This is a genomic window from Variovorax sp. EL159 (assembly GCF_900100965.1).
In the GTDB taxonomy this organism is placed as follows: domain Bacteria; phylum Pseudomonadota; class Gammaproteobacteria; order Burkholderiales; family Burkholderiaceae_C; genus Variovorax.
Genome location: NZ_FMUJ01000009.1, coordinates 75,093 through 93,277 on the forward strand (window position 1 = coordinate 75,093; position 18,185 = coordinate 93,277).

General features: G+C 64.2%; 20 protein-coding genes and 2 tRNA genes. 17 read left to right on the plus strand and 5 right to left on the minus strand.

Features of this window, described 5'->3' with window-relative positions; all coding sequences use genetic code 11:
* The first annotated feature begins 38 nt into the window (after positions 1 to 38).
* The 8 genes from pheT to BLQ28_RS29370 all read left to right on the plus strand — a co-directional run bounded on the left by pheT (position 39) and on the right by BLQ28_RS29370 (position 5,939).
* Positions 39 to 2,480, plus strand: a complete 2,442-nt coding sequence (pheT, locus tag BLQ28_RS29335) for a phenylalanine--tRNA ligase subunit beta (RefSeq protein WP_093246856.1) — start codon at positions 39 to 41, stop codon at positions 2,478 to 2,480.
* A 2-nt stretch (positions 2,481 to 2,482) separates the two neighbouring features.
* Positions 2,483 to 2,854, plus strand: coding sequence for an integration host factor subunit alpha (locus BLQ28_RS29340; protein WP_093246983.1), 372 nt, complete (start codon positions 2,483 to 2,485; stop codon positions 2,852 to 2,854).
* Positions 2,855 to 2,939: 85 nt separating this feature from the next.
* Positions 2,940 to 3,374, plus strand: a complete 435-nt coding sequence (locus BLQ28_RS29345) for a MerR family transcriptional regulator (RefSeq protein ID WP_093246857.1) — start codon at positions 2,940 to 2,942, stop codon at positions 3,372 to 3,374.
* Between the two features lie 26 nt (positions 3,375 to 3,400).
* A tRNA-Pro gene (locus BLQ28_RS29350) sits at positions 3,401 to 3,477 on the plus strand.
* A 616-nt stretch (positions 3,478 to 4,093) separates the two neighbouring features.
* Positions 4,094 to 4,681, plus strand: a complete 588-nt coding sequence (locus tag BLQ28_RS29355; protein WP_093246858.1) for a TetR/AcrR family transcriptional regulator — start codon at positions 4,094 to 4,096, stop codon at positions 4,679 to 4,681.
* Entirely contained in the window at positions 4,671 to 5,036 is a 366-nt protein-coding gene (locus BLQ28_RS29360) for a nuclear transport factor 2 family protein (protein WP_093246859.1), read from the plus strand. Before BLQ28_RS29355 ends, BLQ28_RS29360 begins: the two co-directional genes overlap by 11 nt.
* On the plus strand, positions 5,033 to 5,398 hold the full coding sequence (locus tag BLQ28_RS29365; RefSeq protein WP_093246860.1) for a TfoX/Sxy family protein: 366 nt from the start codon (positions 5,033 to 5,035) through the stop codon (positions 5,396 to 5,398). The genes BLQ28_RS29360 and BLQ28_RS29365 overlap by 4 nt, the downstream gene beginning before the upstream one ends.
* 238 nt (positions 5,399 to 5,636) lie before the next feature.
* A complete protein-coding gene (locus BLQ28_RS29370) occupies positions 5,637 to 5,939 on the plus strand; it encodes a hypothetical protein (RefSeq protein ID WP_256327506.1) in 303 nt (100 codons plus the stop codon).
* Positions 5,940 to 5,962: 23 nt separating this feature from the next.
* Here BLQ28_RS29370 and BLQ28_RS29375 read toward each other — a convergent pair whose 3' ends face one another.
* A complete protein-coding gene (locus tag BLQ28_RS29375; protein ID WP_176801259.1) occupies positions 5,963 to 6,616 on the minus strand; it encodes a glutaredoxin family protein in 654 nt (217 codons plus the stop codon).
* On the opposite strand from BLQ28_RS29375, the gene BLQ28_RS29380 reads away from it, so the two are divergent.
* On the plus strand, positions 6,615 to 7,058 hold the full coding sequence (locus BLQ28_RS29380; RefSeq protein WP_093246862.1) for a MerR family DNA-binding protein: 444 nt from the start codon (positions 6,615 to 6,617) through the stop codon (positions 7,056 to 7,058). The two genes, BLQ28_RS29375 and BLQ28_RS29380, sit on opposite strands and share 2 nt — an antisense overlap.
* 20 nt (positions 7,059 to 7,078) lie before the next feature.
* On the opposite strand, the gene BLQ28_RS29385 is transcribed toward BLQ28_RS29380, so the two are convergent.
* The 4 genes from BLQ28_RS29385 to BLQ28_RS29400 form a co-directional block, all read right to left on the minus strand.
* Positions 7,079 to 7,612: an SGNH/GDSL hydrolase family protein gene (locus tag BLQ28_RS29385; protein WP_143012600.1), complete on the minus strand. Its 534-nt coding sequence runs from the start codon at positions 7,610 to 7,612 to the stop codon at positions 7,079 to 7,081.
* 89 nt (positions 7,613 to 7,701) lie between these two features.
* Entirely contained in the window at positions 7,702 to 8,235 is a 534-nt protein-coding gene (locus BLQ28_RS29390) for a nucleoside 2-deoxyribosyltransferase (RefSeq protein ID WP_093246864.1), read from the minus strand.
* A gap of 107 nt (positions 8,236 to 8,342) precedes the next feature.
* Complete coding sequence (locus BLQ28_RS29395; protein ID WP_176801260.1) at positions 8,343 to 8,759, minus strand: hypothetical protein; 417 nt, start codon at positions 8,757 to 8,759, stop codon at positions 8,343 to 8,345.
* Positions 8,760 to 9,173: 414 nt separating this feature from the next.
* Positions 9,174 to 9,389, minus strand: coding sequence for a hypothetical protein (locus BLQ28_RS29400; protein WP_093246865.1), 216 nt, complete (start codon positions 9,387 to 9,389; stop codon positions 9,174 to 9,176).
* Between BLQ28_RS29400 and BLQ28_RS29405 the strand changes: the two genes are divergently transcribed.
* From BLQ28_RS29405 to BLQ28_RS29440, 8 genes are all read left to right on the plus strand, one after another.
* A complete protein-coding gene (locus BLQ28_RS29405; protein WP_143012601.1) occupies positions 9,373 to 9,663 on the plus strand; it encodes a hypothetical protein in 291 nt (96 codons plus the stop codon). The two genes, BLQ28_RS29400 and BLQ28_RS29405, sit on opposite strands and share 17 nt — an antisense overlap.
* A gap of 80 nt (positions 9,664 to 9,743) precedes the next feature.
* The gene (locus BLQ28_RS29410) at positions 9,744 to 11,543 is read left to right on the plus strand and encodes an FAD-dependent oxidoreductase (RefSeq protein WP_093246867.1); all 1,800 of its coding nucleotides are present in this window, start codon (positions 9,744 to 9,746) and stop codon (positions 11,541 to 11,543) included.
* Positions 11,540 to 13,426 carry a 2-oxoacid:acceptor oxidoreductase subunit alpha gene (locus tag BLQ28_RS29415; protein WP_093246868.1) on the plus strand — a complete coding sequence of 629 codons (1,887 nt, stop codon included), beginning with the start codon at positions 11,540 to 11,542 and terminating at the stop codon, positions 13,424 to 13,426. Before BLQ28_RS29410 ends, BLQ28_RS29415 begins: the two co-directional genes overlap by 4 nt.
* The gene (locus BLQ28_RS29420) at positions 13,423 to 14,478 is read left to right on the plus strand and encodes a 2-oxoacid:ferredoxin oxidoreductase subunit beta (RefSeq protein WP_093246869.1); all 1,056 of its coding nucleotides are present in this window, start codon (positions 13,423 to 13,425) and stop codon (positions 14,476 to 14,478) included. Before BLQ28_RS29415 ends, BLQ28_RS29420 begins: the two co-directional genes overlap by 4 nt.
* Before the next feature lie 44 nt (positions 14,479 to 14,522).
* A complete protein-coding gene (locus tag BLQ28_RS29425; protein ID WP_093246870.1) occupies positions 14,523 to 14,960 on the plus strand; it encodes a CBS domain-containing protein in 438 nt (145 codons plus the stop codon).
* Between the two features lie 157 nt (positions 14,961 to 15,117).
* Positions 15,118 to 16,746 carry a phospholipase D family protein gene (locus BLQ28_RS29430; protein ID WP_176801261.1) on the plus strand — a complete coding sequence of 543 codons (1,629 nt, stop codon included), beginning with the start codon at positions 15,118 to 15,120 and terminating at the stop codon, positions 16,744 to 16,746.
* 110 nt (positions 16,747 to 16,856) lie between these two features.
* Positions 16,857 to 16,930 (plus strand) — tRNA-Gly (locus BLQ28_RS29435).
* A gap of 317 nt (positions 16,931 to 17,247) precedes the next feature.
* The gene (locus tag BLQ28_RS29440; protein WP_176801262.1) at positions 17,248 to 18,099 is read left to right on the plus strand and encodes a hypothetical protein; all 852 of its coding nucleotides are present in this window, start codon (positions 17,248 to 17,250) and stop codon (positions 18,097 to 18,099) included.
* Positions 18,100 to 18,185: the final 86 nt, after the last annotated feature.

Below are 18,185 nucleotides of genomic sequence, written 5' to 3' on the forward strand. Positions count from 1 at the left end.
CCTTTCCACACCAGAAAAAACAGATCGAGATCGAAGAGATGCAATTCCCGGAATCCTGGCTGCGCGAGTTCTGCAACCCGCCCCTCGACAGCGCCGCACTGGCCGAAACGCTCACCATGGGTGGTTTCGAAGTCGAAGAGCGCCGACCGGTGGCGCCGCCTTTCACGCGCATCGTGGTCGGTGAAGTCAAGGAAGCTGTTCAACACCCGAATGCCGATCGCCTGCGCGTGTGCCAGGTCGATGCAGGGCAGGGTGCCCTGCTCAATATCGTGTGCGGTGCGCCCAATGCACGTGTGGGCATCAAGGTGCCGTGCGCGCTGGTCGGCGCCGAACTGCCGCCGGGTGAAGACGGAAAACCTTTCCTCATCAAGCTCGGCAAGCTGCGTGGCGTCGAGAGCCAGGGCATGCTGTGCTCGGCACGCGAGCTGCACCTGAGCGAAGACCATGGCGGCCTGCTCGAACTCGACGCCGATGCGCCCATCGGTGCCGACGTGCGTGATGTACTCAAGCTCGACGATGCGCTGCTCACGCTCAAGCTCACGCCCAATCTGGCGCACGGCCTTAGTGTCTATGGCGTCGCACGCGAACTGGCAGCCCTTACCGGTGCGCCGCTCAAGACGCCTGCGATCGCACCGGTTGCGACGGCGTTCACCGACGTGCTGCCCGTCAAGGTCGAAGCGCCTGAACTCTGCGGTCGCTTTTCCGGCCGCATCGTGCGTGGCGTGAACACCAAGGTCGCCACGCCGGCCTGGATGGTCGAGCGCCTCGCGCGTTGCGGCCAGCGCAGCGTGACGCCGCTGGTCGACATCTCGAACTATGTGATGTTCGAGTACGGCCAGCCCAGCCACATCTTCGACCTCGACAAGATCCACGGTGGCCTCACGGTGCGCTGGGGCAAGGCGGGCGAGCAGCTCAAGTTGCTAAACGGCACGACGATCACCGTCGACGAGAAGGTCGGCGTGATCGCCGACGACCGTGAAGTCGAATCGCTCGCCGGCATCATGGGTGGCGATGCGACCTCGGTGTCCGACGACACGCGCAACATCTACGTCGAGGCTGCGTTCTGGTGGCCCGAGGCCGTGCAGGGCCGTTCGCGCCGTTTCAATTTCTCGACCGATGCGGGTCACCGCTACGAGCGTGGCGTGGACCCGAGCCGCACGGTGCAGATCATCGAGCGCATCACGCAGCTGATCGTCGAAATCTGCGGTGGCCAGGCCGGTGCCATGGACGACCAGAAGCTGCGTGTGCCCGAAGCGCAGCCCGTCACGCTGCGCGTGGCGCGTGCCGCTCGCGTGATCGGCATGCCGCTGACGCAGGCGCAATGCGCCGATGCGCTGCATCGCCTCGGGTTCGCCATCACCGAAGGCGATGGCACCTTGACAGTCGCGCCGCCGCCGCACCGATTCGATCTGCTGATCGAAGAAGACCTGATCGAAGAAGTTGCACGCCTGATCGGCTTCAACAACCTGCCGACCACCGCGCCGCTCGCGCCCATCACGGCACGCGTGCGGCCGGAAGCGCAACGCAGCCGCTTCGCGGTGCGCCGCAGCGTCGCGGCGCTTGGCTACCAGGAGACGATCAACTTCAGCTTCGTGGAGGCGCACTGGGAGCAAGACCTCGCCGGTAATGCGAACCCCGTCAAGCTGCTGAACCCCATCGCCAGCCAGATGAGCGTGATGCGTTCGTCGCTGCTCGGTTCGCTGCTGCAGGTGCTCAAGTTCAACCTCGACCGCAAGGCACCTCGTGTGCGCGTGTTCGAACTCGGTCGCGTGTTCATGCGCGACGACAGCGTTGCAACCACCGACAGCACCGTGCGCGGTGTCAACCAGCCGATGCGCGTGGCGGGGCTTGCCTGGGGTGACGCCGACGAGTCGCGCTGGGATGGCAAGGCGCAGCGCGTCGATTTCTATGACGTGAAGGGCGATGTGGAAGCCTTGCTCGCCCCGGTGGTGCCGAGCTTCGAGGTGGCCGAGCATCCTGCGCTGCACCCGGGCCGTTCGGCACGCGTGCTGGTCGACGGCAAGGCCATCGGCTTCGTTGGTGAACTGCATCCGCGCTGGCGCCAGAAGTGGGACTTCACCCATGCGCCAGTGTTGTTCGAACTTGACCTCGATGCGGTCACGGCGCGCCCTGTGCCCGTGGCTGAGCCTGTGCCCAAGCACCAGGCGGTCGAGCGCGACATCGCGGTCGTCGTGGCCGAGTCCGTCTCGCACGATGCACTGATGCAGACCATCCGTGCCGCCTCGGCCGCACAAGGACTGCTGCGCGATGCGACGCTGTTCGACATCTACCGTCCGCAGCCGCTGCGCGACGGTGCCGTGGCTGCGCCCGGTGCCCTGGCACAGAGTGAGAAGAGCATGGCGGTTCGCCTGAGCTTCCAGGACGACAGCGCGACCTTGACCGATGAACAGGTCGAGCCTGCTGTCCGTGCAATCGTCGAACAATTGGGCGCCAAGCTGGGCGGCCGCTTGAGAGGATGAAGATGAACGCTGCCGAATTCACGCTCGAAGCCCTCGAAACGCCAGCGCTCACCAAGGCGCATCTGGCAGACCTGCTGTTCGAGCAGATCGGGCTGAACAAGCGCGAGTCGAAGGACATGGTCGAGGCCTTCTTCGAACTCGTGGCCAGCAGCCTCATCGAGGGCACCGACGTCAAGATTTCGGGCTTCGGCAACTTCCAGATCCGCGTGAAGGCGCCTCGGCCGGGCCGCAATCCGCGCACCGGCGAAGCCATTCCGATTGGCGAGCGCCGTGTCGCGACCTTCCATGCGAGCGCGAAACTCAAGGAACAGATTCACGGAAGCATCGACCAAGGAAGCTCTTCCGAAGTCGAGTGGAGCCTGGGCGCCGAATAGTGCTTGGTGCTGCGCGGCTGCGTAGAGTAATCTCTGAGCTTTCCCGCGCACCGTCTTGATTTAAAGGGAAAAAACGCTCCCGCCGATACCTGTCAAACGCTACTTCACCATCGGTGAGGTCGGCGAACTTTGTGGCGTCAAGCCGCACGTGCTGCGCTACTGGGAGCAGGAGTTCACGCAACTGCGCCCGATGAAGCGGCGCGGCAACCGTCGCTACTACCAGCACCACGAGGTGCTGATGATCCGCCGCATCCGCGATCTGCTCTACGACCAGGGCTTCACGATCAGCGGTGCAAGAAACAAACTGCAGGAGCTCGTTCAAGGCGAGCGCGATCGCCGCAAGGCCGGCGAAGTGCCGCTCGAAGGCATGGAAGCGATCGAGATCGGCCAGGAAGAATTCGACGCCGCAGTGCAGGACAGCCCCGAGCAGACGCCTCCAAATACGGCCGACCTGTCGCAATTGCTGCACCTTCGGCGCGAACTCTTTGAAATTCGTGAGCTTCTGACCGTCGGACGCTGAATTTCGCCCGCTATAATCGAGAGCTTCGGTGTGTGGCGCAGCCTGGTAGCGCACTTGCATGGGGTGCAAGGGGTCGAAGGTTCGAATCCTTTCACACCGACCAAAATCAGTAGATAGAACAACGGGTTAGGGCCACAAGCTCTAGCCCGTTTTTCTTTGCGCGTTCCAAATGCGGGCGCCCTGTTCCAAACGCGCCTTCTGCGGCCGGTAGGCTTTCAGTACGTGGGGCGCTCATCTCCGCCCACCAATGGCCGATGGCAGCGGCGTCGAGGTCGGTATCTTCCGGCGATAAACCCTCTTCGTGATCTTCACGCCCTCGTGGTGAAGCAGTTCCTGGGCAGCTACGTCGGAATCCGAATCCGACGCGGCCTCTGCGCTCATACCGCGAAATGTGCTTTCTCGCGCCGCCAGGCACAGCTTCTTCCCCACAGTGCCCCGGAGTGTCTTGAACGCTCGCTTGCGTACGGCGGCTTGTAGTTTCGCGTCCATTCGTTGGTGAGAGCGCGCTTCCGGCGAGCGAGAGAGTCGAGACCTTCATCAAGGTCGAAGCACGCCATGTGAGCACCCGTCCGATCTCCATCCTGTCTTGCAACTGGTAAGTGGCCGCTTTGGCCCGGGGCTCACGGCGTTGCCGGTCGACTCGGTTTTCGGGTTGCCCAACTGATTGACGCACATTTTTTGATCACTTATATTAAAAAGACTGCTAAAGAAAAATTCCCATGGGACGCTTCCGAACCTACGATGAAGACGCTGTTCTCAGCAGCGCGATGCAAGCCTTCCGGCGCAAAGGCTATCAAGCCGTCTCGATCCGGGATCTTGAGGCTGCGACCGGTCTGAAGGCAGGCAGCATCTACAACAGCTACGGCGACAAAGCCGGCGTTTTCGATGCGGCCTTTGCGCACTACAACCGCACTGTGCTGCGACGTCGACTCGACTGCCACGCGCCTGCAACCGCGGGCCTGCCCGGTCTGCGCGCCCTGTTTATTTCACTGCTGCACGAGCCGAACGATGAGTCCTATGGTTGTCTCATCACAAATTCAGCTGTGGAGTTGGGCTGCGAGGAAGGCGCCCATGCTGGTGTCGACGAAGGCATACGCATCCTGGCCGTGACCTTTGCCGAAAGGTTGAGCGCGGCTCGCCAGGATGGCTCGTTGCGTGGTGAGGTTGATCCTATGCGGGGCGCACTCAAGCTCCTGGCGCTCTATCAAGGAATACTGGTGCTGATTCGTGCGGGCTGCGACAAGGCCGGGCTCGAGCGGCTCGTTCTCGATGAGTTTGACAACCTGGAGGTTCGCCGTGACGCCTGATGCCCTATGGAAACGTTATGCCGCTATCTGGTCCCTCGACGCCGATAAGCGAGGTTCGGAACTGATCGCCTGTCTTGCTGAAGAGGTCACCTACTGCGATCCGAACGGTCTCATCCATGGGCGCTTGGCGTTGTCCGACTATATGGGCGAGTTCCAGCGCGGCGTGCCGGGCGCGTGCTTCAGCATCCGATCTGTCCTGCACCACCATGATCGCTCGCTTGCGCAATGGGTATTGCAAGGGCCCGGCGGCGCTGTGCTGCAGACGGGCACCAGTTTCGGTGCGCTGGCCAAGGATGGGCGCCTTCAAGCGATCAGCGGCTTCTTCCATGTTGCGAGCGAGGAGCCGTCGGCATGAGCGTCGTTTCGGCCCGCGAACTGGCTCTGGATTTCGCCGAGCGCATCAAGACACTGGGGGCCATCAGCGTCTCGCGCTTCTTCGGCGGTGCTGGCCTGGTTGTAGCTGGTGTCCAGTTCGGGTTCGTCATGAAGGGCTCGCTTTATCTGCGCGTGAATGACAAGACGCGTCCGAACTTCGAGGCCTTGGGCGCTGCGCCGTTTACCTATGCAGGACGAACTGACAAGGTAACGGTCGCGACGTACTACGAGGCACCTTGCGACGTAGTAGATGACCCCGATGAACTCGGCCGCTGGGCGAACGAAGCTCACTGCGCTGCACTTGCTGCGCGGCAGCGTAGTCGATCAGCGAAGCGTGGGTAGCCGCCAACTGCATATTCGATGCTGCGGCGCAGTTCATGCTCTGGCTGTAGAGCGGTCGATTGGGATCGAACTCAGGCGGTCCGCAATTCGACACGAGTGACTAGCGCCAGACCTGCTGAACTTGCGGGCGGTAGAGCTCCCGGATAGCCTCGCGCAGGACGTGCAGGCCTTCGAGAGCGGTCGGCGCGTGCTCTGGTGATCAGTGCGGTACCTGAACCGGGATCGACATGATGCTGCCTTGTGCCCGCGCGATGCAGTTTGTCTGGCAACTTGTCTAGCCAAGGCGCAGAACGTCTCGCAGGGCACGGCCATCGGCTTCGGCGCGGTGGTCACGCAGAGCGGCGGTGTGGCGCTGGGTGCGAACTCGGTGGCCGCCGCGGCAGCGGGCGTCGCCGGCTACATACCAGGCAGCGCGAATGCACAGCAGCAGGCAGCCATCAAGGCCACGACCAGCACGCAGGCCGCTGTGTCCGTGGGCGACGCAGCCAACGACCAGTTCCGCCAGATTCGGCAGCAAGTAGAGCCACGCGTCTTCGCGTGAAGTGCATCGTGGATAGGGCCCGACTACTTTCGCGACTTGAAGAACGCGTCGTAGGCATCAGCGGTGAAGCCGGTCACGCCTTGCCCGTTCACGTACAGCTGCGGCACACCGTTGTTGCCTCCCAGTTGGGCATAGGCCAGCTTGCCTTCGGCGGTGTCTATGTCGATGCCGCGATAGCCGATGTTCCTGGCTGCCAGATAGGCCCTGGCCTGCCTGCAGTAACCGCACCAGTTGGCAAAGAAAAGCACCGTGTCGCGCGGTGGTGGTGCGGATGCGCGGGCGTCCGCCGACTTGCGCAGCTGTTCGACATACGCAAGGGTCTCTGCGGACAGGGGGCTGCCCGGCAGGTTCTTGAATGTCAACGTCTTCGAGATTTGTGCCTGGGGTTGCGGACGGTCGCTGTAGATCGTCCGTCCATCGGGGCCCGTCGACTTGTAGAGCGTCGTTGTCGTCGCTGCAGGGCCTTCGGCAGCGGATGCGGCGCTTGCAAGAAGAAGCACGAGTGCAAGCATGGGATGAAGCCGCATCTGGAACACCTGGAGTGAAGGGCGGCGCGAAGAATAGCACCGGGTCGCAAGGCTGCGTTTGGCTCGGGAGCGTTCGCGCAGTGCCCCTTGACTTTCGCATCGTGTGAAGGCCGAGAGTTCGACTTTCTTTAACTGGAAGGAGATCTCCATGGACGACCCCATTGCACTTGCTGCTCCACAGCGCTTGACCCTTTCCGAAGTCGTTGCGCGCTCCGGCGCGTCTGCGCAACTGCTGCACGATTGCGAGTCTCTCGGGTTGCTTGGCGGCATGACGTACGTCGATGCGAGCGGCCGACGATATGACGCGCGCGCTGTATCGGCATTGCGTTTCGTGCGAAGGGCGCATGACCTGGGTTTCGAAACCCAGGAAGTCGTCGAGCTGTTCTCCCTGTGGAAAGACGGCCATCGCGCGAGCTTCGACGTGAAGCGCGTCGCCCTCGCGCGGGCAGACGACCTTGCCCTGCGGATCGAGGAGCTCACGCGAATGAAGCACCTGCTGGAGCGCCTGGCCAATTGCTGTGAAGGAGACCAACGCCCGGAGTGCCCCATCCTGGATGAGTTGGCCGATCTCAAAGGTTTCGCCGGCTGTTAAGCACGCGGTCGGTGAACCGTCTATGCCTGAGAGAGTGCCTCCACGAGACGGGCCACGAGGCGGTCGGCCATGGCCGCGTCGGGGTGTATCAGGTCGTCGGAGGAGTAGGCGACACCGTTCCATCCGGCGTGCGTGCACTTCAACTCTGTGGCCAGTTGCCCGATGTCGTCGTTCGCCCGGATCCAGCTGTAGGCACAGCGCAGTTCGCGGTGCGTGATGCCGATGAGCACCACGCGACGGCCTTCGGTGATCGCACGAGTTGCCATGCGTCGCAGGTACGGCAACGGATCGCGGCCCGCTGAAAGGTCGTTCGTGCCGTGCTGAAGTACGACGGTCTGCATGGTGCGAAGGTCATAGGCGAAGCGGCGCCATGCATTGGCGGCCGAGTCGCCGGACTGCGAAAGGTCATTGACCGCGACGCCCACTGCCTGCAGGCGCGGCGCGATGCCATTCGCCATGATGCTGTCGCCGTACAGGGCCACGCCCGGCACGAGAAAACCATTCGGCGTGGCGGGAGGCATCAAAGAGGCACGGATCAGGTCGGGAAGATTCAAGAGGCGCTCCAGTGTCATCGCTTCGCATCACCGACGCGATCGCTAAGCTGTTGCTGTAGCTCGGCAAGGCTCGAAAGACGAGCCATGCATCAGCCGGTGTCCGCATTCGAAGGTGCGAGCAGCACGCCGGCCAACGCCCGCAGCGCTTCTTCCGCAGAACCAGCAAAGGTGACGGCGCAAGACAGCATCAGGTTCAGCGGAAGGCCGAAGTCTTCGACCGCCATTCCCGCTGCGTCGCGAAGTACCTTCGCTGCGTCCCGGTGCGCCGGAATGCCCGCGGCGTAGCTGGTTTGATCGACGCCGTAGGCCACCACCGGCAGGCCCAGCGCGATGGCCACGCCGACCTCGAACACCGTCCCCGAATCGGGCTCGGCACCGCGAAACGGAACCAGATTGGCGATGACGCCCTGCGCCTCGCTCAGCAGCCCCATGTTCACGTTGTAGATTGCACGGGCCAGCGCTGGCCCTTCGAGGCCGGCCGCGGCCGCGCCGTCATCGGAAGGAATGAGCGCGCGCATGCCGAGCGCTTCGCATGCGTGGGCGAGCGCCTTCATGTGCTGCACGGCGTCCGGTCGAAACACATCCGGGCCGGCGAGGTAGACGCGCGGGCGGGTGGTGGTCATGGCTTGCAGTATGCAGCGCCGATTGCCGGCAAAAAAGCGCTGTCATTGCGAGAGGCTTGATCACCCGCGGCATGGAGGAACTGGCGATGCAAGCTGCGCCGGATGCGCTAGGCCGGCTTGACCTCGAAATACGCTTCGTCCACATCGCCGAGGTCGCGAAAGCCCGCGGTCCGCGCTGCGTCGTAGGCCTTGGCCCAGCGCTTGGCTTGTGCGATCTCGGCTTTCGACAGGTCGCTTTCGCCCGACTCGCTGGCATTCTGGAAGGCGCGCATGACCTGCAGCACATCGCCGGCCAGCTGCCGATCCAGTTCGCGCCGGAAGCGCTCCACGGCCGTCTTGACGACATTGGCGTCGGGATACGGACAGTCGGCAAGGCGCACGGTGTAGGCGACACCGGGCGCCGGTTCGTCGTCGTCATCTTCGAACCGGAAGGGAACGTCGTCGTCTTCGGGTTCCGTCCAGGAAACGATCGGGGCCTGCTTCGGCTCGATCGTTGGAGGGCTGAAAAGTTGAGCTTGATTCATCGAGGTCTCGCTTTCAGGGCCTGGCAGTCAGTGCTGCGAAGGGCGGGTCAATGCAGGCAGCCACGAGAGGCGGCGCTTCACGGTTCTCTTTGGCATGGTGGTTCCTTGAGAATACTGTTTAAATATACAGCTTTCTATCGAGCTGAACCATTCGGAAATGCTTCTGCAGGTGCAGCAGATGGCGGGCCGCAAGGCTTGCAGCCGTCATACCTCGAGGCGCAACAGGAGCGAACCTTGCTGCCAGGAGCAGCAAATCCACCGAGCCCGATACTCGAATCGGTGCCGGAACTCACTCGCTGGCTGTTGCGTCGTCGCGCAGCAACCCACCGGCCTGTCTGGCCGAAGAAGTCGTCCGTGCAAAGAAGGCGCTCCGGTTTTCGTGCCCCTTGGCACCCGGGCGCCGAAGCGCGTCGGTTATTCCGGTGCAGCCGCTACCTGTGCTGCCTGCGATGGCGCCTGTTGCTGCTCTTGCAACGCGCCGGCCGAATCGGTGGGTTCGGGGTCGCTCCGGTTCCTGCGTGCGATGCCTTTGACGAGGTGGCGGGGCACGTGATGTGTCTTGATGAACTGCGCCAGCACCTCGCTGCGTGCGGGTTCGCATGCCGGTAGAAACATGTGCAATACGCTCATGGTGTCGTCCCGTAAACGCCAGGAAGAAATGCGGCCGGGGCCCGTGTGGCAGGGCGAAGGCCTGCGGATGAAGGCGGCCTCTGGCGTGGTGGCCGCGAGGCATTATGGGCGCCTGGATTTCGCGATGCACGTGCAGCCACGTACAACCACCTCGGCGCAGGTGGCTTCGGCGCCGTGGCGCTTCATTCGGACAGGTGCACCGGCCGGCCTGCAGTCGGGCATCGGCATCAGGCGAAGACTTTCGTTGTTGCGGGATTTCACCGAGGCTTGCTGATCACTGGTGCGGCGCATACTCGCGCCAAGCCACATGTCGGGCTCCTCCGGGGTCCCGGGCGGTCGTCCAGGAGACACGCATTGCAGCGAACCAACATTGCAAATCCGGCCTACTTCCACAAGGTCGTCGATTGCCAGTACGCCTGCCCGGCGCACACCCCCGTCCCCGAGTACATCCGCATGATCGCGCAGCGCCGCTACAGCGACGCCTACATGATCAACTGGGCCTCCAACGTTTTCCCCGGCATTCTCGGTCGCACCTGCGACCGGCCTTGCGAGCCGGCCTGCCGGCGTGGGCGGGTGGAGGAAAGCAACGCGAAAGACCCTGAGCCGGTGGCGATCTGCCGGCTCAAGCGCGTGGCCGCCGACATGAAGGACGACGTGCACGCGCGCATGCCGACGCTGGCGCCGAAGAACGGCAAGCGCATCGCCTGCATCGGCGCGGGGCCGGCTTCACTCACCGTCGCGCGGGACCTTGCGCCGCTGGGCTACGAGGTGACGGTGTTCGACGGCGAAGCCAAGGCCGGCGGCTTCATCCGCACGCAGATCCCGCGCTTTCGCTTGCCGGAGTCGGTGATCGATGAAGAGACCGGCTACGTGCTGGACCTGGGCGTGGAGTTCCGCGGCGGCGAGCGCATCGATTCGATGAAGGCGCTGATGGCGCAGGGATGGGACGCGATCTTCGTCGGCTGCGGTGCGCCGCGCGGACGCGATCTCGACGTGCCCGGCCGCCAGGAAGCGGCGGCCAGCATCCACATCGGCATCGACTGGCTCAACTCCGTTTCGTTCGGCCACGTCAGCAGCATCGGCAAGCGCGTGATCGTGCTGGGTGGTGGCAACACGGCGATGGATTGCTGCCGCTCGGCCCGCCGGCTGGGCGGCACTGACGTGAAGGTGATTGTGCGCAGCGGCTTCGACGAAATGAAGGCCTCGCCCTGGGAGAAGGAAGATGCCCAGCACGAGGGCATTCCGATCATCAACTTCCACGTGCCCAAGGCCTTCGTGCATGAAGAGGGCAAGCTCAAGGGCATGCTGTTCGAGGTCGTGCGCGCCGAATACGACGACAAGGGCCACCGCACGCTGGTGCCCACGGGCGAGCCCGACGCCTTCTTCGAATGCGACGAAGTGCTGGTCGCGGTGGGCCAGGAAAACGCCTTCCCGTGGATCGAGCGCGACTGCGGCATCGGCTTCGACAAGTGGGGCTTGCCGACGCTCGACAAGGACACCTTCCAGTCGACGGTGCCGCGCGTGTTCTTCGGTGGCGATGCGGCCTTCGGTCCCAAGAACATCATCACCGCCGTGGCCCATGGCCACGAGGCGGCCGTGTCGATCGACAAGCTGCTGCGCGCCGAGCCGATCTACGTTCGCCCGGCGCCCATGACCAACCTGGTGTCGCAGAAGATGGGCATCCACGAGTGGAGCTACGACAACGACACCTCCAACGACCTGCGCTACAAGGTGCCGTGGGCCAAGGCCGAGACGGCACTGGCCAGCATCCGTGTCGAGGTGGAGTTGGGCTTCGACGCCGCCACCGCATTCAAGGAGGCCGAGCGCTGCCTGAACTGCGATGTGCAGACCGTCTTTACCGAAACTGCCTGCATCGAATGCGATGCCTGCGTCGACATCTGCCCGATGGACTGCATCAGCTTCGTCGACAACGCCGAAGAGGCCGAGCTGCGGCCTCGGCTCAAGGCGCCGGCGCTGAACCTTGCGCAAGATCTGTACGTGTCGGGCGGGCTCAAGACGGGCCGCGTGATGGTCAAGGACGAAGACGTCTGCCTGCACTGCGGCCTGTGCGCCGAGCGCTGTCCCACAGGTGCGTGGGACATGCAGAAGTTCTTGCTGAAGATGACGCAGGCAGGGCAGGAGGTGGCGCAATGAGCGCCGTGCTTCCGCCTGCAGGCGCGAGCGTCAACGCCGTTCCGCAGATCGAGGCGGTCAACGACTTCGTCATCAAGTTCGCCAACGTCAATGGCTCGGGTTCGGCGTCGGCCAACGAGCTGTTCGCCAAGGCCATCCTGCGCATGGGCGTGCCGGTGAGCCCGCGCAACATCTTCCCCAGCAACATCCAGGGCTTGCCGACCTGGTACGAGGTGCGCGTGACCGAGCAGGGCCACCTGGGCCGGCGCGGCGGCACCGACATGATGGTGGCGATGAACCCGCAGACCTGGGACGCCGACCTGGCCGAACTGGAGCCCGGCGGCTATCTCTTCTACGACAGCACGCGGCCGCTGCCACCGTCGAAATTCCGCACCGACATCCGCGTGATCGGCATGCCGCTGACCGAGATCTGCAACGCGGTCTATCAAGACCCGCGCCAGCGTCAGTTGTTCAAGAACATCGTCTACGTGGGCGCGCTGGCCATCCTGCTGGGCATCGAGCCCGAGGTGGTCGAGAAGCTGTTCGGCGAGCAGTACAAGGGCAAAGAGAAACTGCTCGCCTCCAACGTGCAGGCGCTGCACCTGGGCTGCGACTTCGCACGCGAGAACCTGCGCGAGCCGCTGGGGCTTCGGGTGCGGCGCGCCGATCGGGTGGGCAACCGCATCTTCGTGGATGGCAACAGCGCCGCGGCGCTGGGCTGCGTGTACGGCGGTGCCACGGTGGCGGCCTGGTACCCGATCACGCCGTCTTCTTCGGTGGCCGAGGCCTTCCAGAAGTACTGCACCAAATTCCGCGTCGATCCGGCCACTGGCCAGCACCGCTTTGCCATCGTGCAGGCGGAAGACGAACTGGCGTCGATCGGCATGGTGGTGGGGGCAGGATGGAACGGCGCCCGGGCTTTCACGCCGACCTCGGGGCCGGGCATTTCGCTGATGACCGAGTTCATCGGGCTGGCCTACTTTGCCGAGATCCCCATCACGCTCATCAACGTGCAGCGCGGTGGCCCGTCCACCGGCATGCCGACGCGCACGCAGCAGGCCGACATCCTGTCGTGCGCCTATGCCTCGCATGGCGACACCAAGCACGTGCTGCTGTTTCCCGAAGATCCGCACGAGTGCTTTGCGCACGCGGCAGCGGCGCTCGACCTGGCCGACCGGCTGCAGACGCCGGTGTTCTTGATGACCGACCTGGACATCGGCATGAACCAGCGCCTGTGCGAACCCTTCGAGTGGGACGACAGCGTGGCCTACGACCGCGGCAAGGTGATGAGTGCCGAGGAACTGGAGGCGGGCCGCGACTTCGGCCGCTACAAGGACGTGGACGGCGACGGCATTCCCTGGCGCACGCTGCCCGGCACGCACCCGACCAAGGGCAGCTACTTCACCCGCGGCACGACACGCGATGCCTACGCCCGTTATTCGGAGCGCGGCGTGGACTACGTCTACAACGTGGAGCGGCTGCTGAAGAAGTTCGCGACCGCGGCCACGATGGTGCCGCAGCCGGTGCTCCGGCCAGCGGCGCAGAAGTCCGAACTGGGGGTGATCTATTTCGGCTCGACCAGCCCGTCGATGCACGAGGCGCTGGAGGCACTGGAAGAACGCGGCATCCACCTCGACGCGATGCGGCTGCGTGCGTTTCCCTTCCCCGAGAGCGTGGTGGAGTTCCTGGCGCAGCACACGCAGGTGTTCGTGGTCGAGCAGAACCGCGATGCGCAGATGCGCAGCCTGCTGGTCAACGAACTCGAGATCGACCCGGCCCGGCTGATCCGGGTTCTGCATTTCGACGGCACGCCCATCACCGCGCGCTTCATCGTCGAGGCGATCAGCACGCACGTGCGGCAGATGCAGGCGCCGCGTGCCACCGATACGAAGGAGTCCGCATGACCTACCTTGCCAAGCCCCGGTTGCGCCACCCGACGCTGGCCACCAACAAGGTCGGCTACACGCGGCGCGACTACGAGGGAAAAATTTCGACGCTGTGCGCGGGCTGCGGCCACGATTCGATTTCCGCCGCGATCATCGAAGCCTGCTGGGAGCTGGACATCGAGCCGCATCGCGTGGCCAAGCTCTCGGGCATCGGTTGCAGCTCCAAGACGCCGGACTATTTTCTGGGCGCGTCGCACGGCTTCAACACCGTGCACGGCCGCATGCCCAGCGTGCTGACCGGCGCCAACCTGGCCAACCGCGATCTGCTGTACCTGGGCGTGTCGGGCGACGGCGATTCGGCGTCCATCGGCCTGGGCCAGTTCGCCCATGCGATGCGGCGCGGCGTGCGCATGGCCTATATCGTGGAAAACAACGGCGTCTACGGCCTGACCAAGGGCCAGTTCTCGGCCACGGCCGACCAGGGCTCCAAGAGCAAGAAGGGCGTCGTCAACACCGACAGCCCGGTGGACCTCGTGGCCATGGCGCTGCAACTGGGCGCCAGCTACGTGGGGCGCGGCTTTTCGGGCAACAAGGCGCAGCTGGTGCCGTTGATCAAGGGGGCGATCAGCCATGGCGGCGCGGCGTTCATCGACGTCATCAGCCCCTGCGTTGCCTTCAACAACCATCCTGGCAGCACCAAGAGCTACGACTACGTGCGCGAGCACAACGAGGCGGTGAGCCGGATCGACTTCATCAGCGGGCGCGAAGAAATCACCGTCGACATGGGCGCGGGCGAAGTGGTCGACGTGCGCCAGCACGACGGCACGCTGCTGCGCCTGCGCAGCCTGCACCCCGACTACGACCCCAGCGACCGCTATGCCGCCATGGCCTACATGCAGCGGCATCACGAGATGGGCGAGGTGGTGACGGGCCTGCTCTACGTCGACCCGCTGGCCACCGATTTGCACACGGCGCTCAACACCAGCGACCGGCCGCTCAATTCGCTGGGGCCGGACCAGCTCTGCCCCGGTGCCCAGGCACTGGAGCGGCTCAACAACTCCTTGCGCTGAGCCAAGGCCAGGCGCACCATAACGTCTCCTTCGGAGGGCGCACCATGGCCGAGCGCACTGTTTTTCAGTCCATCTCGCGCAAGCACGCGGTCAGCCTGGGCCCGCAGGCCAGCGTGCGCGATGCCGCCTGCGTGATGACGCGCGCCAACTGCGGCAGCGTGCTCGTCATGGAACTGCCCGACACGCTGCTGGGCATCCTGACCGAGCGCGACCTCATGACCCGCGTGCTGGCCCGGGGGCTCGACCCCGATCACACGGCGGTGCGCGAGGTCATGACACCCAACCCGATCTGCGTGCCACCGGAGACGCTGGTGTCCGATGCCGTGGTGCTGATGCTCGAGCGAGGTTTTCGCCATCTGCCGCTGGTGGCCGGAACGAAGATCCTCGGCGTGTTTTCGGTGCGCGATGCGCTGCCGCGAGAGATCGGAACAGCCGTCAGCCTGACCGAATTCCGCGAGCAGGTGAACGACGCACTGGGTTAGATCCATCAGGAGGGCGATGCCCGTCCATCGCGAATCCGATGGCAACGTGCGAAGGGGCATGCGGGCCAGGTAAACGCACTGGCCACGGTGCCCGAACCGGAGCGATCTGCTTCATGATCCGGCTGTCCGAATCCACGGAAGGTCAGGGATGAAAAAGATGCTTCGGAACCTCCTCGCACCCATCTGCCGCCCGGTGCTCGCACTGGGCTTCGCTCTCTTGCTGGCGGCCTGCTCGAGCTTGCCGCCACAGGTTCCCAGCGCACCCACGTCGGCCATTGCCGACTATGCGCAGACACCCCTTGCCACGATCACGCAGAAGGTATTGCCCACGGACGGCCGCTCGGGGTTCCAGCTCCAACCCTACGGCCCCAATTCGTTTGCGACGCGCATCGAGCTGACCCGGCTCGCAGCGCGCAGCCTCGACGTGCAGTACTACCTGCTGCAAGGCGACAACACCGGCCGCACCTTGATGCGCGCACTGCGGGACGCCGCCGCGCGCGGCGTTCGCGTTCGCCTGCTGGTCGATGATTTGTACACGGCCGGCGAAGACGATCTGCTGCTGGGGCTTGCCAGCTATCCGAACATGGAAGTGCGTCTGTTCAATCCGTTTCCTGGCGGTCGCGGCAGCGAGATCACCCGCTTCATCAGCTCGGGCCTGGAGTTTCGCCGCGTGAACCGGCGCATGCACAACAAGCTCTTCGTCGCGGACAACGTGGCCGCCGTGGCCGGTGGCCGCAACATGGCCGACGAATACGTCATGAACGCGCAGGGCGCCAACTTCATCGACATGGACACCTTCGTGGCCGGGCCCGTGGTGCGCGACCTGTCCAGCGAGTTCGATCACTACTGGAACAGCGAGGTCGTGTTTCCCCTGCAGCGCATCGCGCACACCGGGCTGACTCGCGCGCAACTGCAGAGCAACTTCGAGCAGCAGACCGCGAGCGCGAAGCCGCCCGAGGCGAGCGAAATACCCGCCGACGGCAGGCCGCTGCACCCGGGCGAGGGCGAGCCGACTTCGGTGGCGCCCGATCTCGTGCCCATGCTCAACCTGCCGTTCGAGCTGGCCAACCATCGACTGAGCCCGCTGTTGTGGGCCAAGGCCCGCGTCCTGTTCGATCCGCTGACGAAGACGGAAGGCCTGAACGAGAAAGAAAACTCGATCAAGGGCACCGTCACCGAAGGTGTGATTCAGTGGCTCAGGACGGCGGACAAGGACATCAAGATGGTGTCGCCTTACTTCGTGCCGAGCGAGGGTTCGGTCAACAGCCTGGTGGGCGCGCGCAAGGCCGGGATCAGCGTAGAGCTGGTGACCAATTCGCTGGCCTCGACCGACGAGCCGTGGGTTTACGTGGGCTACTGGGCCCACATCAAGGAACTGCTCAAGGCCGACGTGAAGATCTTCGAGATCAGCCCCTCGCTGAGCGTGAAGCGCCACAAGCTCGGCATCTTCGGCCACCGGACCGGCGCGCTGCACATGAAGAACGCGATCCTCGACCGCAAGGAGGTTTTTCTCGGCTCGATGAACCTCGATCCACGCTCGGCCGTGCTCAACACCGAACTGGGCCTGATCATCGAGAGCGAAGAAATGGCGCGGCAGCTCGAAAGTTTTGCGGACGCCGGCAGCTCCTACACGCTGCGCCTGAGCGCCAACGGGCAGAACGTCGAATGGGTGGAGCTTGGCGACGACGGCAAGCAGACGGTGTACGACGTGCCGCCCGAGACCAGCGCCTGGCAGCGCTGGCGGCTGCGCTTGTTGGCGCCGTTTATTCCGGTGCAGGAGTTGTAGGGCAGGGCTGCTTCCGGTGGCCCTGGCGATTCGAAAATTCGGCGCCGTTCTTCCTCTGTAGAATCCGGCGCTTGGGTCGACGACTCGCTAGGATCAGCGAGTCGGACAATGCGGGTGTAGTTCAATGGTAGAACGGCAGCTTCCCAAGCTTCATACGAGGGTTCGATTCCCTTCACCCGCTCCAGCATCCCACCGATGACCTGAACCTGCCGCAAGCGCGGTCGGCATCGATCCCCCGAAATACCCGCAGCATCAACGAGCGCCAACCCGACCACGCCGGCGGTGGCCGATGCCTTTACGGGACACCAGCACCACACGCACCGCGACCAGGGCCGGGAGCCAACGGCTTGCAGCTTGCAGCGGGGAAAACCCAGGCCAAGGCGCGTCCGCAGGCACCCGGGATTTCACAATTTTCTGAGATGATTAATTCCGGGAGACATATCCCAAGGAAGGCCTGCCGCGCTGCTCGGCAAGCTCAAACAAGAAAATCGAGGAGTTCACATGCTGATTGATCGCGGAGGGCCGTCGGCCCTCCTGGCTTGTCTTGTGCTGTCCATTTCTGCCTGCGGCGGTGGTGGTGGTGGCGGCGGCGGAGGAGGTTTCCCGGTCGCCGGCCTCGGTCCGGGCGCAGGGGTTCCCACCTCTACGGGCGGACCGAATCCATCGGACCTCTCCTCAGCGGGAGACGATGCGATTGCCGTGACGTTCGACGGTTCGTTGGACGGCTTCTTCATCGCGAGCAGCAACTACCCCCAGCCCACACCGGTGCTGATCAAGGCAAAGCTCAGTCGCGACCCGGTCGGCACCGTGTATCCGGTCATCGTCGATTCGCAGCAGGTCCTGAGCACCCAATGGGGAGGCTTCACGGTCACGAAGGGCCCGGACGGTGCCTATTCCGGATACCTGACGCCCAAAGCGGGGATGGCGCCGGGCGTCTACAGCGGCAAGCTGCAGCTCAGGCTGTGCAAGGACCCGGCCTGTGCGGCCGAGTACAAGCTCACCGGTGGTGAATTTCCGTACAAGCTGGAGTACGCGGCCGACGTCACCCTGACGGCCAAGATGAACGGCACCCCAGTCAAGGACATCCGGGGCATGACGAGCGTGAGTTCAGGCAAGACGATGCAGTTCGTTGCGCTGGATGGCGCGGTGGTGCAGGTGGAGTCCAACATTCCCGTCACCTGGACCGTGACGTCGTCGGGTACGACCAAGTTGCTCGCCGTCGCGACGCAGACCGACAAGCTTGTGAGCGGCACGGTGATGACCGGTTCCATGAGCGGCTCCATCGAAGTGAAAGCCCAGCCTGTCGATACGCGCTACAAGTACATCGCGACGGTGTCGCTCTTGCCGCAGTAAGCAGATGGGGCGCGTCGAGCGGGCATGGGCCCCGACGCCTTCATTTGCCTCCCGCGCCCCGTGCGTCCGGGCGTGTGACCGAAAGC

Bases quoted from the DNA above. Each gene is read 5' to 3' on its own strand.
- pheT (WP_093246856.1), top strand. From the start codon at position 39: ATGCAATTCCCGGAATCCTGGCTGCGCGAGTTCTGCAACCCGCCCCTC.
- BLQ28_RS29340 (WP_093246983.1), top strand. From the start codon at position 2,483: ATGAACGCTGCCGAATTCACGCTCGAAGCCCTCGAAACGCCAGCGCTC.
- BLQ28_RS29355 (WP_093246858.1), top strand. From the start codon at position 4,094: ATGGGACGCTTCCGAACCTACGATGAAGACGCTGTTCTCAGCAGCGCG.
- BLQ28_RS29365 (WP_093246860.1), top strand. From the start codon at position 5,033: ATGAGCGTCGTTTCGGCCCGCGAACTGGCTCTGGATTTCGCCGAGCGC.
- BLQ28_RS29380 (WP_093246862.1), top strand. From the start codon at position 6,615: ATGGACGACCCCATTGCACTTGCTGCTCCACAGCGCTTGACCCTTTCC.
- BLQ28_RS29375 (WP_176801259.1), bottom strand. From the start codon at position 6,616: ATGGAGATCTCCTTCCAGTTAAAGAAAGTCGAACTCTCGGCCTTCACA.
- BLQ28_RS29390 (WP_093246864.1), bottom strand. From the start codon at position 8,235: ATGACCACCACCCGCCCGCGCGTCTACCTCGCCGGCCCGGATGTGTTT.
- BLQ28_RS29395 (WP_176801260.1), bottom strand. From the start codon at position 8,759: ATGAATCAAGCTCAACTTTTCAGCCCTCCAACGATCGAGCCGAAGCAG.
- BLQ28_RS29405 (WP_143012601.1), top strand. From the start codon at position 9,373: ATGTGCAATACGCTCATGGTGTCGTCCCGTAAACGCCAGGAAGAAATG.
- BLQ28_RS29400 (WP_093246865.1), bottom strand. From the start codon at position 9,389: ATGAGCGTATTGCACATGTTTCTACCGGCATGCGAACCCGCACGCAGC.
- BLQ28_RS29415 (WP_093246868.1), top strand. From the start codon at position 11,540: ATGAGCGCCGTGCTTCCGCCTGCAGGCGCGAGCGTCAACGCCGTTCCG.
- BLQ28_RS29420 (WP_093246869.1), top strand. From the start codon at position 13,423: ATGACCTACCTTGCCAAGCCCCGGTTGCGCCACCCGACGCTGGCCACC.
- BLQ28_RS29425 (WP_093246870.1), top strand. From the start codon at position 14,523: ATGGCCGAGCGCACTGTTTTTCAGTCCATCTCGCGCAAGCACGCGGTC.
- BLQ28_RS29430 (WP_176801261.1), top strand. From the start codon at position 15,118: ATGCTTCGGAACCTCCTCGCACCCATCTGCCGCCCGGTGCTCGCACTG.
- BLQ28_RS29440 (WP_176801262.1), top strand. From the start codon at position 17,248: ATGCTGATTGATCGCGGAGGGCCGTCGGCCCTCCTGGCTTGTCTTGTG.